This is a genomic window from Pedococcus sp. P2_D7 (assembly GCF_056404295.1).
Genome location: NZ_JBFUEH010000003.1, coordinates 334043 through 347683 on the forward strand (window position 1 = coordinate 334043; position 13641 = coordinate 347683).

The following is a 13641-nucleotide window of genomic DNA, read 5'->3' on the forward strand; positions in this document are numbered from 1 at the left end:
GAAGGACTGGCCATGATCTCCACTGACCGGTTGGCCGAGATCTTCGTGGACGCAGCCGACACCCTCGTCGACGACTTCGATGTCATCGAGTTCCTCGAGACGCTCACCAACCACACCGCCCAGGTCAGCAGTGCCTCCTCTGCCGGCCTCCTCCTCGCCAACCCTCAGGGACAGCTCCAGTACGTCGCGTCGTCGGCCGAGTCGATCAAGCTCCTCGAGCTCTTCCAGCTCCAGTACCGCGAGGGTCCGTGCCTCGACTGCTTCCACACCGGCGAGCCCGTCGTGAACGCCGACCTCAGCACGGGCGACGAACGCTGGCCGCACTTCGCGCCGCGTGCCGTCGCAGCAGGCTTCCGGTCGGTGCACGCCTTCCCCCTGCGCCACCAGCGCAGGGTGATCGGGGCGATGAACCTCTTCAGCACGGAGCCCGGCGCGCTCGAACCTCCCGATGCCCGGATCGTCCAGTCGCTGGCCGACATCGCGACGATCGCCCTCCTCCAGGAGCGCACCATCCGCAGCGGTGAGGTCCTCACCGAGCAGCTGCAGCGAGCCCTGAACAGCCGGATCATGATCGAGCAGGCCAAGGGTGCCCTGGCACGGATCCACGGCGTCGACGTGAACCTCGCCTTCGACCTGATGCGTCGCTACGCCCGCGCCAACCACCATCGGCTCGTCGACGTCGCCCAGGCGGTGCTGACCGATCCTGCGAGCCACCCCGACCTGACCCGAGGTCGATCCGGCCCCACGCCCTCGGCGTGAGAGCGGTCGCCCCGCTGTTCGGAAGATCCGCCGTGCCAGGACGCGGTGAAACTTCCGAACTATCGCGCCTCGCGCCCTCCGGCAGCCGTTGATCATTCACCTGGATTTCCGAGACCACGGGGGCGACGGCCTGTCCCATGGGAGAGGATGACGGCGTGGCGAGACCGACGTTGCAGTTCCTCAAGCGCAAGGGTCACAACCTCACGCTCACCGACGAGGCCGGCCAGAAGCACCGGGCGACCATCACGCAGGTGCAAGCGGACTCCGTCGCGGTCCGCGAGGAGGGGTCCTTCACCTTCGGGTACTGCAAGAGCTGCAACTGGGTCGGTGCGGCCCGCCGCGCGCGAGGCAAGGCCCGGCGCGACGCCGAGGCACACCTGCCCGAATGCACCGGCAACGGCAAGGTGCGGATCGGCACCACCAACGAGTGAGGACGGCTCTGCCCAGAGCCACGAGGGCTGGCGAGGACCTAGTCGAGCGCCGTGCCGATCAGCGCAGCCGTCCCGGCCCACGCGAGCACCGCCCACAGGATGAGACCTCGCTCGAGCTCGTCGTTGCGTCGGCTCCGACGCAGACCGACCACGAAGCCGAGCACACCAACCACCAAGGCGATCCATCCCAGCGCGGCCAGCATACGAAAAGCGTGCTCCTGAAATCGGCCACCGTCCAGCCCCGCGCACCACGCGGCATACCTCTGTGGTGGCGCATGATGGGCACGGCAGCCGACTGACCGCGCCCGACCCACTACCCACGGAAGAGGACCCGAATGTCGAGCACCCAGTTCACCGTCCACACGAGCTTGTCGCCGAGGGAGGTCCTGGCCGTCATCACGGACTTCGGCCCCGACCGGGCACGCTGGTGGCCCAACGTCGACGACGCCCACTTCACCGTCCACGACCAGGGCCCCGACTGGGCCGAGGTGACCGAGGGCACCAGCATGGGCTGGGAACGCGAGCGCTACTCCTGGGACGCCGCTGCCGGCACCGTCACGATCGACACCCTCGAGTCGAACCTCTGGGGACCAGGGAGCAGCTGGCACTACGAGCTCGTCCCTGCAGCCGACGGCACCGACCTGCGAGTGACCCTCCAGCGGAAGCCGATCTCCTTCAGGGGCAAGCTCGTCGCCGGGTTGATCCCCCTCGTGGGCGCGCGGACCCTGGGCAAGCAGTTCGAGACCGTGCTGCGCAGGGCCGAGGCCCGCTGAGGCCCTTGCCGCGAATGACGGTTGTCTCGGTGACGTGGCGGACAGTTCTGCGGCTAAGCGGTGGGCAAAGCGTGGGTGCGACGCGCGCCGGAGCCGGCCACGCGGGTCTGCGCATTGACCGTACGACGCGAAGCCTCCATACAGCCGCGGTGCTTCGCGACAGGTTTCGCACTACGGGAGTTGCAGGGCCTGCCCAGACCAAGGCTGGGGGCATCCGGGCCGTTTCACTGGTGCTGGGCGGTTTGCTCGGCCAGTCGTTGGTCTTCGGTCAGGCCGCCCCAAACTCCGTAAGGCTCGCCGGCTTCGAGTGCATGATCGCGGCAACACTGCATGACGGGGCATTCGTGACAGACCGCGAGGGCCTGTGACCCACGGGAACGACGCTCAGCACCCCGCTCGCCCTCGGGATGAAAGAAGAGCTCCGGGTTCACCTCTCGACAAGCGGCCTCCAACTGCCAGGCCCACACGTCGGCGAGCGGGTTCGGGAGACGCGCTGCTCGAACCATGGCGACCTACTCTCCGCTGCATGGGGCCGCCCTGTGGGGCCGCCCCGTCGTGCCGCGAATGACCAACTCGGTAGGCGCTGTCACCATCACTGCCGGGATGGTTGGGTTCCGTACCCGCTGGAGGAGCATCTCGGCGGCCAACTCACCCTGCCCCTCGAGGTCTTGTCGCATGGTCGTCAGTTCCATGACCTCCGACAACACGTGGTCATCGATGCCGATCACCGACAAGTCCTGTGGAGTGTGCAATCCTTGTCGCCGCGCAGCCTGAAGGACCCCCAAGGCCCCCTCATCGGACGCGGCCAGGATCGCGGTGGGACGGTCCGGCGCCTGAAGGAGGTCAGTCACGGCGCGTGAAGCTGACAGCGCCGTCCGCCCCCCGTCGACGAGGAAGTTCGGTGGCGTGGCGAGGCCATGGCGTGCCATGGCCTCTTCGAAGCCGTGCAGGCGGTGCCGGGCCGCCGGCGTCTGAGCCAAGTCGTGCGGTGGGGTCCCCACAAAGGCAACCCTGGTGTGGCCCAGCTCGATGAGGTGCTCGGTTGCGATGCGAGTCGTGAGCACGTCGTCGATTCGAACGAGCGAGCGGCCGGGCACTGGGGCGCCGACCGCCACTAGCGGAAGGTTGAGTCGGTCGAGCATTGCGAGCTCCGCCTCGTCCACGGACACGTGAAGTGCTATGGCGCCGTCAACGCGCTTCAGCAACATCGATTGGGAGAGCTTTCGGCGGGGGTCGTTCCCCTCATCTTCCAGATCCACGACGAAAACCACGTGGTCATGCTGGCGCAGCCGGCGATCAATGCCCCTGACCAAGGTCGCGAAGTGCCAACGAAGACGCGTTGGTGCGATAACGGCGATAACCCTGGTCCGACCCGATGCGAGCGATGCCGCTGTCGGTGACACCACAAAGTCCAGATCAGCGGCATGCCACTGGATTCTCTCGCGCGTCTGTGGGCGCACGTTATCCATGCCTCGGAGCGCGCGCGAGACCGTGGCAACGGAAACGCCCGCTGCCTGGGCTACGTCCTTGATGGTGCTCACGCAATTGCCTGCCCAACACTCCTGTGTGGGGCCTCGATATCTCGGCGCATTAGGTCCAGCATCAGCGCCGCGTACCTTCGTCGATGTCCAGGCGCTGCCTGGCGCCATCCGCCGTGCCGCGCCGTCCGCCCTGCTGGTCCTCGTGTGCCGGATGGTCGAGCGCGCAGTGACATTTGTCCACGGACACCTGTCCCTCGATCGGACGTTTCGGCGCCGAATGCGCATGTGCTGTTGTCATTGCATTTACCTCGCTCAGCAGCCCGCAAGTTGTACGTGGGTTTTCGCGTCGCCCCGAGGTTGATGACCTCCTGACGACTCGGCGAACAGGACCAGCCCCTAGAGCGCGCCCCGCGTCACGGTGATGTCGTCCGGGTGGATGTGGAAGTTGGCGCTGAGGAGGTCCGTCTGCCGAGAGCTCGGGCCCACGAGGAGGACAAATTCCCCGGTCTCGACGACTCGCCGAGAGTCGGCGGTGACCAAGGTGCAGTCAGTAGCGGGCACTTCGAGTTCAACGGTCACCGTCTCACCCGGACCGACCGCGATCTGTCGGTAGGCCTTGAGCTCCATCTCCGCCCAGGTCACCGTCGTGACCAGGTCCTTGATGTAGACCTGAACGGTTTCCAGTACCGGGCGGAGGCCAGTGTTGGTCAAGGTCACTTCGGCGCGGACGGACGAGTCCGCGCGCAGATCTGGTGTGTGCAGGACGAGATCGCTGTACACGATGGTGGAGAAGCTGAGGCCCTCCCCAAAAGCAAACTGCGGATCCTGTGTGAGGTCGGCGTAGCGGTTCCCGCGTTGACCGCGCAGGACGTTGTAGTAGACGGGCTGCTGGCCGACGTGACGAGCGAACGACACCGGAAGCCGCCCGGTTGGTTCGATCTGGCCCAAGATCAGCTCGGCGATGGCCCGACCACCCCGCATGCCAGGGTTGAACGCCTGGATGAGCGCAGCAGCGTTGAGCGCCGATGGTGGGAGGACAGCTGGCTTGGAGTTGACGAGGACGACGATCATCGGGGTGCCGGTAGCGGCCAGAGCGTCGAGGAGGGCGACCTGGCTGCCGACAAGCTCCAGGGTCGCGGTGGAGCGCTCCTCCCCGATGAGTGCGACGTTGTCGCCTACGACCGCGATCACGTAGTCGGCCATCTGCGCCGCCGTCACCGCTTCCGCGATCATGTCTGGGTCAGGTTCGGCGGGCTCGAGTACTGGTGGCCGTGGTTGACCGTCGTGGGACAAGGCGCCTGCAGGGTCGGGCTTCATGTCTCCGATGTCGGCCCCGCGCGCGTGGATGATCGTCCAGTCGGCCGGCACAGTCGCCCGGAAGCCGTCAAGTACGGTCTCGACTGTCTCGCGAGGGTGCCCGTCGCTGATCCAGTCGGCTTGCCCAGACGCGCCGGCCCAGTCACCCAGTTGTGCGTGCGGATCGTCAGCGTTCGGCCCGACCACGGCCAGTATGCGTGGCCGCTGGGTCGGCTCGGCAAGACCATCGGGCCGCGTCTCCAGGGCCGTAGAGCCCCCACCTCCCTCGGCAGCAGCGGGGAACCCGCCGTCCAAAGGCAGCGTTCCGTCGTTGCACAGGAGCACCAAGGATCTGCGTGCCATCTCCAGGTTCAGCGCTGAGTGATCACTGCAGCCGATCACCTCGGCTTGCCGACTGGGGTCCGGTGGACGCGGGTCCTCGAAGAGGCCCAGCTCAAACTTGATGCGAAGGATGCGGCTCACCGCGGTGTCAATGTCGGCTTCCGCCATCAGGCCGTTCGCAACGGCTTTCTGGGCCCCCTCGAAGAATCCGGGGGTAGCCATGATCATGTCATTGCCCGCGCCGACGGCGACCGCGGCGGCCTCCGTCAGGTCACCGCACACTCGCTGCTCCCAGACCAACCGACCGACGCAGTCCCAGTCGGTGACGAGTGTTCCGGTGAATCCCCACTCCTGTCTCAGGACATCGTTGAGCAGCCAACGGTTGGCCGTGATGGGTACCCCATCCATGGCCTGGTAGCCGAGCATGAAGGTCCGGCATCCCTCTTCCACGGCCCGCTCGAACGGTGGCAGGAACCACGACCGGAGTTTGCGTTGGCTCATGTCGGCCTCGCTTGCGTCCCGACCACCCTGCGTCTCCGAATAGCCGGCGAAGTGCTTGGCGCACGCCAGCACCGCCGTTGGGTCGTCGAGACCGGAGCCTTGGTAGCCACGGATCATGGCGGCGCCGAACTCCGAGATCAGGAACGGGTCTTCGCCGAAGGTCTCGTCGACGCGACCCCAGCGCAAGTCTCGGGTGATGCACAGAACTGGCGAGAAGACCCAGTGAATCCCTGTTGCTGCGGCCTCGACAGCGGTCACCCGGGCCGCTTGTTCGATCAGTCCGGCGTCCCACGTTGCCGCCATTCCGAGCTGTGTCGGGAAGATGGTCGCACCTGGCCAGAACGAGTGGCCGTGGATGCAGTCTTCGCCGGTCAGCAGAGGGATGCCCAGTCGGGTCTGGGTGGCCAGGGCCATCGCCTCGACGACCCGCTGCGGGGAGGCGTGCAGGATGGACCCCGCGTGCCGCGTGACGACGATGTCCTCGAGGTCCTCCTGCGCATTGAGCTGCAGCAGCTGGCCCACCTTCTCCGGCAAGGTCATGCGGGTGAGCAGGTCCTCGATCCTTTCATCGATGTGGAGGGAGGAATCCCGGTACGGGACTGTGGCGGCGGATTGCGCCATGTGTCACCTCATGCTTGGTCGGATGGATCGGACGTTCATATGGCGCGGCACGGTTCACCGGTCAGGACGACCCCATCGGGCAGCTGACTCGCAGCCACGTCCGTGGTCGGATGACCCGTCGAGGGACGTCATTTGATCCCGGCCGACGCCACGCTTTGGATGAAGAACCGCTGAAGGGAAACAAACAGCAGCACGATCGGCGCGATGACCAGGACGGACCCGGCGAGCAGCAGTCCGTAGTCGGTGGCGTTCTGTCCGGTGGAAAACAGGGACAGAGCCACGGGAAGGGTGTACTTGTCCTGGCTCTGCGCAGCGACCAACGGCCACAGGAAGTTGTTCCAGGACCCGAGGAACGTCAGGATGCCCAAGGTCGCCAGTGGGGGCCCGCACAACGGTAGGACGACTTGCGCAAACGTTCGAACCTCGCCGGCCCCGTCTATCCGAGCTGCTTCGATCAGACTGTCTGGGATGCCTTGCATGAACTGGCGCATCAAGAACACACCGAGTGGAGTGGTCAGGAACGGCAGAAACAACGCCGGGTAGGTATTGACCAAACCGAGCTTGCTGACGAGCACGAACAGGGGCACAAAGGTCACCACCCCCGGCGTCATCAGGGTGATCATGACCAGGACGAACAGGACTCGCTTCCCTGGAAACTCCATCTTCGCGAGTGCGTACCCCACCATTGAGCAGAACACGAGGTTTCCGAGGACCGTGACAACGGCGACCAGCAGGCTGGTGAAGAAGAACTTCTCGATGTGCAACTCGTTGAACCACTTGGCGTAGTTGCTCCAGGTCGGATCCGAGGGCCAGAATCCGGTCGGGTTGCGCAGGATCTCGCCCTGCTCCTTGAACGAGCTCAACACCATCCACACGAATGGAAGCATCGTGACAGCGACGGCGACGGTCAGCCCTGCGTAGGTGATCCATTGCCGCGAGATCCCGCTTGTCCCGCGACGCAGCGCCTTTCTGGTGCCGCGCCGAGTGGGCGGGGTAGCCCGGCCTCGTAGCCTGAGACCCGAGGGCGTGTTCTTCAATAGCGTCATGTCTGCGCCCTCAATCCTTGGACCGCAAGGCCCGGAACTGGACCAAGCTCAGCAGGGCAATCGCCACGAACAGGATGTAGCTCGCCGCCGAGGCGGTCCCGTACTTGCCGAAGCCGAACTGGTTGTAGGTGAAGTAGCTGATCGACAGGGTGGAGTCCAGCGGACCGCCCTTCGTCATCACAAAGGGCTCCTCGAAGAACTGCAGGTAGCCGACGGACATCAGCACTGCGCCCAGGAGCAGCGTGGGCCGCAGGAGCGGCAGGGTTATTCGCCGGAAGCTGGTCCACGCCGTCGCGCCGTCGATCGAGGCGGCCTCCTTGACCTCGTCCGGAATGGCCTGAAGGCCCGCCAGGAAGATGATCATCAGCGTCCCCATGTTCCGCCAGACGGCCATCAAGATCAGAGATGGCAGGGCCCAGGTCGTGCTGTTGAGCCAGTTGGGTCCGTTGATGCCGACCAGGCCGAGCACCCCGTTGAGAAGCCCGTCGTCCTGCAGGATGAATCTCCACACCACCGAGACCGCGACGATGCTGGTGACGACCGGCGTGTAGAAGCCGACCCGGAAGGCCGTCCGGAAACGGCTGATCCCGCTGTTGAGAGCGACGGCCAGGCACATCGCGACGATCATCGTCAGGGGAATCCCGACGATGACGAAGAGCGCAGTGACCCACATCGACTTGAGGAACTGCGGGTTGGTGAACAGGTCGGTGTACTGATCCAAGCCGACGAATCCAACGGACAGCGGGCTCTGGACATCGCGGCTGGTGAAGTCGGTGAACGACATCACGAAGGAGGACACCAAGGGGAGCAGCATGAAGATGCCGAAGCTGAGCACGAAGGGCAGTGAGAAGGCCCAGGCCACGAATCCTTGCTTGCGTCGTCGCGCCTTGCCGGTGTCCATCCCGGCCGGTCGGCCGGCGCTCTTGTCAGCGCCGGCCGATCGGGTTGTCGTGGCGGACACGGTCAGCTCCCGGTGCCGATGGAGTCGGCCGTGCTCTGGAGGTTCTTCACCGCGTCGGCGGGGTTCGCACCAGCCTTGACGATCTGCTCCAGCACCGTGTCCGCTGCCGCACTGACCTGGGTCCAGGTCGGCACCTGCGGCGGTGAGTTGCCGCTGTTCAGCTGGTCACCGATGACGGTCATCTTTGGGTCTCCGGCGAGCGAGGGGTCCTTCCAGGCACTGGCCACCAAGGGCAGGTCGCCGGACGCGGTCCGCCACTTGATCTGGACCTCTGGCTGGGAAAGCCACTGGATGAACTTCCAAGCCGAGTCCTGGTTCTTGCTGTTCTTGAACACCACCAGGTTTGACCCACCGACGAACGACGTCGCCGTCTTGTTCTTCGGGACCAGCGCAACACCGAACTTGTCCTCGAACTCGGCACCGCCGGCCTTGATGAGCGACTGGATCTCCCCGGGCGAGCCGACGAAGATGGGGATCGAACCGTCGACGAAGGCAGCGTCTTGGGCACCCGCCCCGGTGTTGGGGTTGGGACTGGCAATGCCTTCAGTGAAGAAGCTCTGGTAGAACTTCAACGCGTCTACCCAGGCGGGAGTGTTGAGGGTCCACTTCGTCTGATCACTGTTCATCAGTTCCGCGCCACCCGACCAGGGGATGAAGAGCATCGACTGGAAGGAGTCGGTCCCGCCGGCCGGTAGGTTGACGCCCCACTTTGCTCCGGCCTTGGTCTGCATGGCCTTGGCCGCCGCCTTGAAGTCCTCCCACGTGGTGGGGAAGGTGGTGTAGCCGGCCTTCTCGAGAAGATCCTTGCGGTAGTAGACGACTCGCGTGTCGCCGGACCACGGGACGCCGTATGCCGCGCCGCCCACAACAGTGGACTTCACAGACCCGGGGAAGAAGACGCTGGTGTCGATGGAGGTGGGCGTCGGAACAAACGCGTTCGCGAAGTCACCCATCCAGGTCGTACCCATCTGCGCGATGTCGGGGGTCGTGCCGCCAGCAATCGCGGTCTGGTACTTGTTGTGCGCTGCGTCCCACGGGATGGCTGTGACATTGATCTTCACGCCAGGATTTGCTGCCTCGAACTCCTTCGCAAACGCCGGTAGCGCGTCACCCTCGCCGCCCTGCGCCCACATGTTGATCGTGCCTGTGGCTGGGCCATCCTTGATGGTGGCGGCGGCCGTCGGGGTAGACGACGTGTCGCTGCTTCTGCCGCAGGAAGTCAGCACCATCACGGCCGCAACACCCACTGCGAGGGCGGCAGCCGCGGGCTTGGCTTTCATTTGGAACATCGATGTTCTCCAATTCGTCGTCGCACCGCGCTGGTCATGCCCGCGTGCTGGTCTTGGCCTTCACTCACTTGGCCGCAATTCACGCTAGGCCTGGCGACTTGGGGGAGTCATCCGGCGGACGCCGGAACTTGTTGGCCCCTGTCCGCCATCTGCCGGTGCCGATGGATCCGACCAGGTGAGGCGCCAGAGGTAGATGGCCAGCTGGGCCCTGAACCAGTTCTGGTGCTCGCCCAGTCCGTAGCCAAGTGCTTGCTCGAAATGGCTCACGCGATGGGCCACGGTGCTGTGGTGGAGATTCATGCGTGCTGCGGCGTCACGTTGCGATCCGGTGTGCATCAGGGTTTCAGCGGTCAGGATCGCGGTCAGGCCGGTCTCGGTTCGTGACAGCTGGTCCAGAGCAATCCAGTCCGGGAAGTCGATCAGGTCCGTGTCCACCACTCCGGCCAGCGCGGCTACGGAGCCGAGCTGGTCGAACTGTGTGATCGTTGGGGCACCTGGCCCCTGGGCGAATCGAAGGGCCGCTCGCGCACCGTGGTACGAGCGCGGTGCGTCGACTGCGGACCGCAGTGGGCCGATTCCAATGCGCCCTTCCATCCCTGCTAGGAGGAGCCCGTCAGGGTCAACCCGACCGGACGCCACGAGGATCGCGGAGGCGCCGAAGTCGGCGACCCGGACCGGCCCCCCTCCTGAGGCACGAATCCGACGAGCAACCCGATCCAACACACCTGCCGCTCCGCCGGTCATCTGAGCGACCCAGACCCTGATCGACTGGTTGGGGTCGTACCCCAGCTCCCGGCCGGCCCGGGAGCGTTCGTCCAACGACACGTTGGCATCGATGAGAAGTTCGACCAGGCCGGGAACGGGTGAGCAGGCGGCAGCGGCGCGTGCCATCCGTTCAAGGGTGAGCTGCGCGGCACGGGCACCACGCCCGAGGACCAACTCGTCCAGCGCGCGGGCCGGCCCATCGCGTTCGATCCACAACCGACCGCTCAGAAAGCCGTGGGAATGTGCCTCACGGTAGGTGCCGCCCTCCGGTTCGCAGCCAGGGAGTTTCATCCCGTGACGGTCGCATCGAGCGAGCACCCGACCATCGTGGCCACTCAAACCCGCGGCGCAGTCGGTCCAGAGAGCGACCGAGCGCACCAGATCCGCGGCGCTCGCGCGTTGCTCCACCAACTCATCGAAGACCGACACGACGCGCAGGACGGTGGCAGCGTCGGCCTCCCTTCCGGACATCCTGGTAAGCCGATGACGCGTCACCACATCTGCGCCCTTGACGTGCACATACCCATCCGCCCCGTCAGCCAGGCGCTCGCCGGGCCCGGTGTCGTCGGCAGTACGCAACATCGTCGGTTCCCTCCCAGCGAGATCCAGTCTCTATGCGCTTAAATGGCGGTGCTTAAGTTAAGCGCATTGATTTCGGGTTGGCAAGAGGGCGACCATCACCTCCCCGCGGGACGCCCCATGCCAGGCCCGAACGCGACCCATGACGCGTCGACCCTTGCAATGCGCTTAGACTCCGAGCCCAGGAGGTACAACTCATGGCGAAGCGTCCAACCGTGTATGACGTCGCGGAGCGTGCCGGCGTATCGATCGCGACCGTGTCGTTCACGTTCCGGCAGCCCAAGAGGGTGAAGGTGTCGACGCGCCAGCTGGTCCATGCTGCTGCCCAAGAGCTCGGGTACATACCCAGCGCGAGCGCGCGAGGGCTGGCAGGCGGCCGGACAGGGGCTCTGGGCATCCTGTCGCTCGACTACGGGCCCGCCATTCCTGAAATCGACAGCGCCTCTGGAGCACCCGCGGTCGACCCCAACGTCGACTTTCGGTTGTATCCCCTGTACAAGGACGAAGTCCAGCGCGGTGTCGAGGAAGAGTGCTGGCGTAGTGGCTACGCCATGTTGGTCGCCGCGGCAAGCCACTCGGACGGGGATGCGGTACTCACTGACATCGCTGGTCGCGTCGACGGTTTGGCGGTTTTCTCAGGATCGGTGGGCGAGGCAGAGTTCGCCAAGATCGCGGCGCAACTGCCCGTGGTCCTCCTGCCCGGTTCAGGGCTGGATGAGAACCTCAGTCGGGTCGGTGTGGACAACACCAGTGGGATGCGCGAGCTGACCGAACACCTTATCCACTCGCACGGACTCAGTCGGCTGCTCTTCGTCGGCTCGATCGCCGCCGCCGACCGGGTCGAACGATTCGTGGCCTTCCAAGCAACCTTGCGCGCCGCCGGCCTGCCGGTACCCGAAGAACCACTTGCGGCCATCGTGGAGTACCGAGCTATCGCGGCAGGCGTCCGAGCGATGGTCGCCGGTCTGATTGCCCACGACGAACTACCCGAAGCTTTCGTGTGCGTGAGTGACGAAGTCGCCTTGGTGCTAATCGACGCCCTGAAGGCCGCAGGTGTTGACGTTCCAGGTCGGGTTGCCGTGACGGGGTTTGACGGAATCGCCGCGGGGCGTCTCTTCAGCCCGAGACTGACCACGGTCCGTCAGCCTATGGGGGCGATGGGTGCGTTGGTAGTCCGAGCACTCATCGACCGAATCGAACGTCCGGACGAGCCAACGACATCACGCATACTGCCCGTAGAGCTGATGGTGCGCGAAAGCTGCGGTTGCCCTCGCGGCAGCTGAATGGCGGAGCACGGAGTCCCAGCCGACTCTCGGTGCCTGCGGGGCAAAGCGGTGGGTCGGCAGCCCAAGGCGAGGGGGGTCTGAGGAAACCTGCTGGTCAGAGAGCCGACGGGGGGACTCGAACCCCCAACCCCTTGTTTACAAGACAAGTGCGCTGCCAATTGCGCCACGCCGGCCGGTCTGCCGCAGCAGACGGCGACGATCGTACCGGCGAGACGGCGGCGGCCGGGCATCCCGGGCGCCCACGCGGCATACCGTCTCGCGCACTTGTTGCCACTGATCCCTCACCAGACCCCCGAACCCAGCCCTCCGTGCCCCACCGGTGGCAGCAAGTGCGAGGAAGACGGGGACGCGACGGCGGCCCGGCACCGTGAGGTGTCGGGCCGCCGGCTGTGCGGAGAGCGGGTCAGCGGCCGTTCAGGTAGGTCTGCAGCGTGCGCACGGTGGCGCGGTCGAGGTAGCGGGCGCCGTTCTTGCGGGCCCCGATCTTGGTCTGCAGGGCGCGCATCGTCTTCGGACCGATGACGCCGTCGGGGGCCGAGCCAACCTTCCGCTGCAACGCCTTCACGTCGGTGCGGGAGAGCGTGCCGTTGACCGACCCACCGACCCAGCGCTCGATGGCGGCGTTGGTCTTGGGGCCGCGGATCCCGTCGACGACGAGCTTGCCGGTGCTGGTCGAGTGGGCCGCGGGAGCCTGGCGGGTGGCAGAGCGCGAGGCCCTGCTGGTCGTCGAGCCGGCATCGACCGCGCCACCGTTGGAGCGGGTGAGACCGGCGCGGGCGCCACAGGTCGGCCAGGCGCCGGGGCCCTGCGAGGCCAGCACCTTCTGGGCGATGGTGATCTGCTGGGCCTTCGTGGCGCGGTTTGCGGTCGGGGCGTAGCGCTCGCCGCCGAAGCCGTCCCAGGTGCGGTCGGAGAACTGCAGACCCCCGTAGTAGCCGTTGCCCGTGTTGATCGACCAGTTGCCACCGCTCTCGCAGGCGGCCACGCGGTCCCAGACCGTCGAGGCCTGCGCGCTGCTGGCGGTGGCCATGCCACCTGCGACCGTGGCGACACCGGCCACGGCGACACCGGTCACGCGACGTCGAACAGGGTTGGCCTTCCGAGCAGAGTGCTTCGGGGCATAGAACATGGGTGGGGGGTTCCTCTCCTGACCGGCGCCTGCGGGGTTAGCTGTCGGGTTCGGGCTGTCAGGTGCCCGGCCGGCCTGAGCCGGCTTCACCCCCAGGCCACCGTGGTGGCCGCGTTGGGTTCCCCGTCCTCGTCGTGCCCGGAGATCTTCCGGTGAAACCCCCACCTGACGAGGCTCGGCGCGGTGGGAGTGCTTGGCTGATTGGGTATGCCGTGTGCAGTTGTGACCGCGCGTTCGCGCAGGTAAGACACGGTAGGGGGCGTTCGTCAGGCCGACAACCGGTTGGCGCGTATTCGCCACCTTTCGTTCCCCGTCAGCGCCGGCGGCCCGACGTGTTCGGAAGATCCGCCGTGCCATGACCCGGGATAACTTCCGAACAACC

General features: G+C 66.0%; 13 protein-coding genes, 1 tRNA gene and 1 riboswitch. Of the genes, 4 read left to right on the forward strand and 10 right to left on the reverse strand.

The window, feature by feature from the left end; all coding sequences use genetic code 11:
• Positions 1 to 12 precede the first annotated feature (12 nt).
• The gene (locus tag AC1DWJ_RS08705; RefSeq protein WP_477620561.1) at positions 13 to 759 is read left to right on the forward strand and encodes a GAF domain-containing protein; all 747 of its coding nucleotides are present in this window, start codon (positions 13 to 15) and stop codon (positions 757 to 759) included.
• A gap of 155 nt (positions 760 to 914) precedes the next feature.
• Positions 915 to 1190: a hypothetical protein gene (locus AC1DWJ_RS08710; RefSeq protein WP_477620562.1), complete on the forward strand. Its 276-nt coding sequence runs from the start codon at positions 915 to 917 to the stop codon at positions 1188 to 1190.
• A gap of 38 nt (positions 1191 to 1228) precedes the next feature.
• Here AC1DWJ_RS08710 and AC1DWJ_RS08715 read toward each other — a convergent pair whose 3' ends face one another.
• Positions 1229 to 1393 carry a hypothetical protein gene (locus tag AC1DWJ_RS08715; protein WP_477620563.1) on the reverse strand — a complete coding sequence of 55 codons (165 nt, stop codon included), beginning with the start codon at positions 1391 to 1393 and terminating at the stop codon, positions 1229 to 1231.
• A 132-nt stretch (positions 1394 to 1525) separates the two neighbouring features.
• Here AC1DWJ_RS08715 and AC1DWJ_RS08720 point away from each other — a divergent pair, with 132 nt between their 5' ends.
• Entirely contained in the window at positions 1526 to 1963 is a 438-nt protein-coding gene (locus tag AC1DWJ_RS08720; RefSeq protein ID WP_477620564.1) for an SRPBCC family protein, read from the forward strand.
• A gap of 224 nt (positions 1964 to 2187) precedes the next feature.
• Here the strand turns inward: AC1DWJ_RS08720 and AC1DWJ_RS08725 are convergent, their stop codons facing one another.
• The 7 genes from AC1DWJ_RS08725 to AC1DWJ_RS08755 all read right to left on the reverse strand — a co-directional run bounded on the left by AC1DWJ_RS08725 (position 2188) and on the right by AC1DWJ_RS08755 (position 10847).
• A complete protein-coding gene (locus AC1DWJ_RS08725; RefSeq protein WP_477620565.1) occupies positions 2188 to 2469 on the reverse strand; it encodes a WhiB family transcriptional regulator in 282 nt (93 codons plus the stop codon).
• A gap of 6 nt (positions 2470 to 2475) precedes the next feature.
• Positions 2476 to 3504, reverse strand: coding sequence for a LacI family DNA-binding transcriptional regulator (locus tag AC1DWJ_RS08730; protein ID WP_477620566.1), 1029 nt, complete (start codon positions 3502 to 3504; stop codon positions 2476 to 2478).
• Positions 3505 to 3840: 336 nt separating this feature from the next.
• Positions 3841 to 6204 carry an exo-beta-d-1,3/1,6-glucosidase gene (locus AC1DWJ_RS08735; RefSeq protein ID WP_477620567.1) on the reverse strand — a complete coding sequence of 788 codons (2364 nt, stop codon included), beginning with the start codon at positions 6202 to 6204 and terminating at the stop codon, positions 3841 to 3843.
• Positions 6205 to 6332: 128 nt separating this feature from the next.
• Positions 6333 to 7250, reverse strand: a complete 918-nt coding sequence (locus AC1DWJ_RS08740; RefSeq protein ID WP_477620568.1) for a carbohydrate ABC transporter permease — start codon at positions 7248 to 7250, stop codon at positions 6333 to 6335.
• Positions 7251 to 7260: 10 nt separating this feature from the next.
• Entirely contained in the window at positions 7261 to 8151 is an 891-nt protein-coding gene (locus tag AC1DWJ_RS08745; RefSeq protein WP_477620602.1) for a carbohydrate ABC transporter permease, read from the reverse strand.
• Between the two features lie 62 nt (positions 8152 to 8213).
• Positions 8214 to 9491, reverse strand: a complete 1278-nt coding sequence (locus AC1DWJ_RS08750; protein WP_477620569.1) for a sugar ABC transporter substrate-binding protein — start codon at positions 9489 to 9491, stop codon at positions 8214 to 8216.
• 93 nt (positions 9492 to 9584) lie between these two features.
• Positions 9585 to 10847 (reverse strand): helix-turn-helix domain-containing protein, encoded by a 1263-nt coding sequence (locus AC1DWJ_RS08755; protein ID WP_477620570.1) that lies wholly within the window; start codon positions 10845 to 10847, stop codon positions 9585 to 9587.
• 212 nt (positions 10848 to 11059) lie between these two features.
• Here AC1DWJ_RS08755 and AC1DWJ_RS08760 point away from each other — a divergent pair, with 212 nt between their 5' ends.
• Positions 11060 to 12127, forward strand: coding sequence for a LacI family DNA-binding transcriptional regulator (locus tag AC1DWJ_RS08760; RefSeq protein WP_477620571.1), 1068 nt, complete (start codon positions 11060 to 11062; stop codon positions 12125 to 12127).
• Positions 12128 to 12230: 103 nt separating this feature from the next.
• Here AC1DWJ_RS08760 and AC1DWJ_RS08765 read toward each other — a convergent pair.
• Positions 12231 to 12303 (reverse strand) — tRNA-Thr (locus AC1DWJ_RS08765).
• A 230-nt stretch (positions 12304 to 12533) separates the two neighbouring features.
• Positions 12534 to 13259 carry a transglycosylase family protein gene (locus tag AC1DWJ_RS08770; protein ID WP_477620572.1) on the reverse strand — a complete coding sequence of 242 codons (726 nt, stop codon included), beginning with the start codon at positions 13257 to 13259 and terminating at the stop codon, positions 12534 to 12536.
• An 11-nt stretch (positions 13260 to 13270) separates the two neighbouring features.
• Positions 13271 to 13424, reverse strand: a riboswitch (cyclic di-AMP (ydaO/yuaA leader).
• Positions 13425 to 13641: the final 217 nt, after the last annotated feature.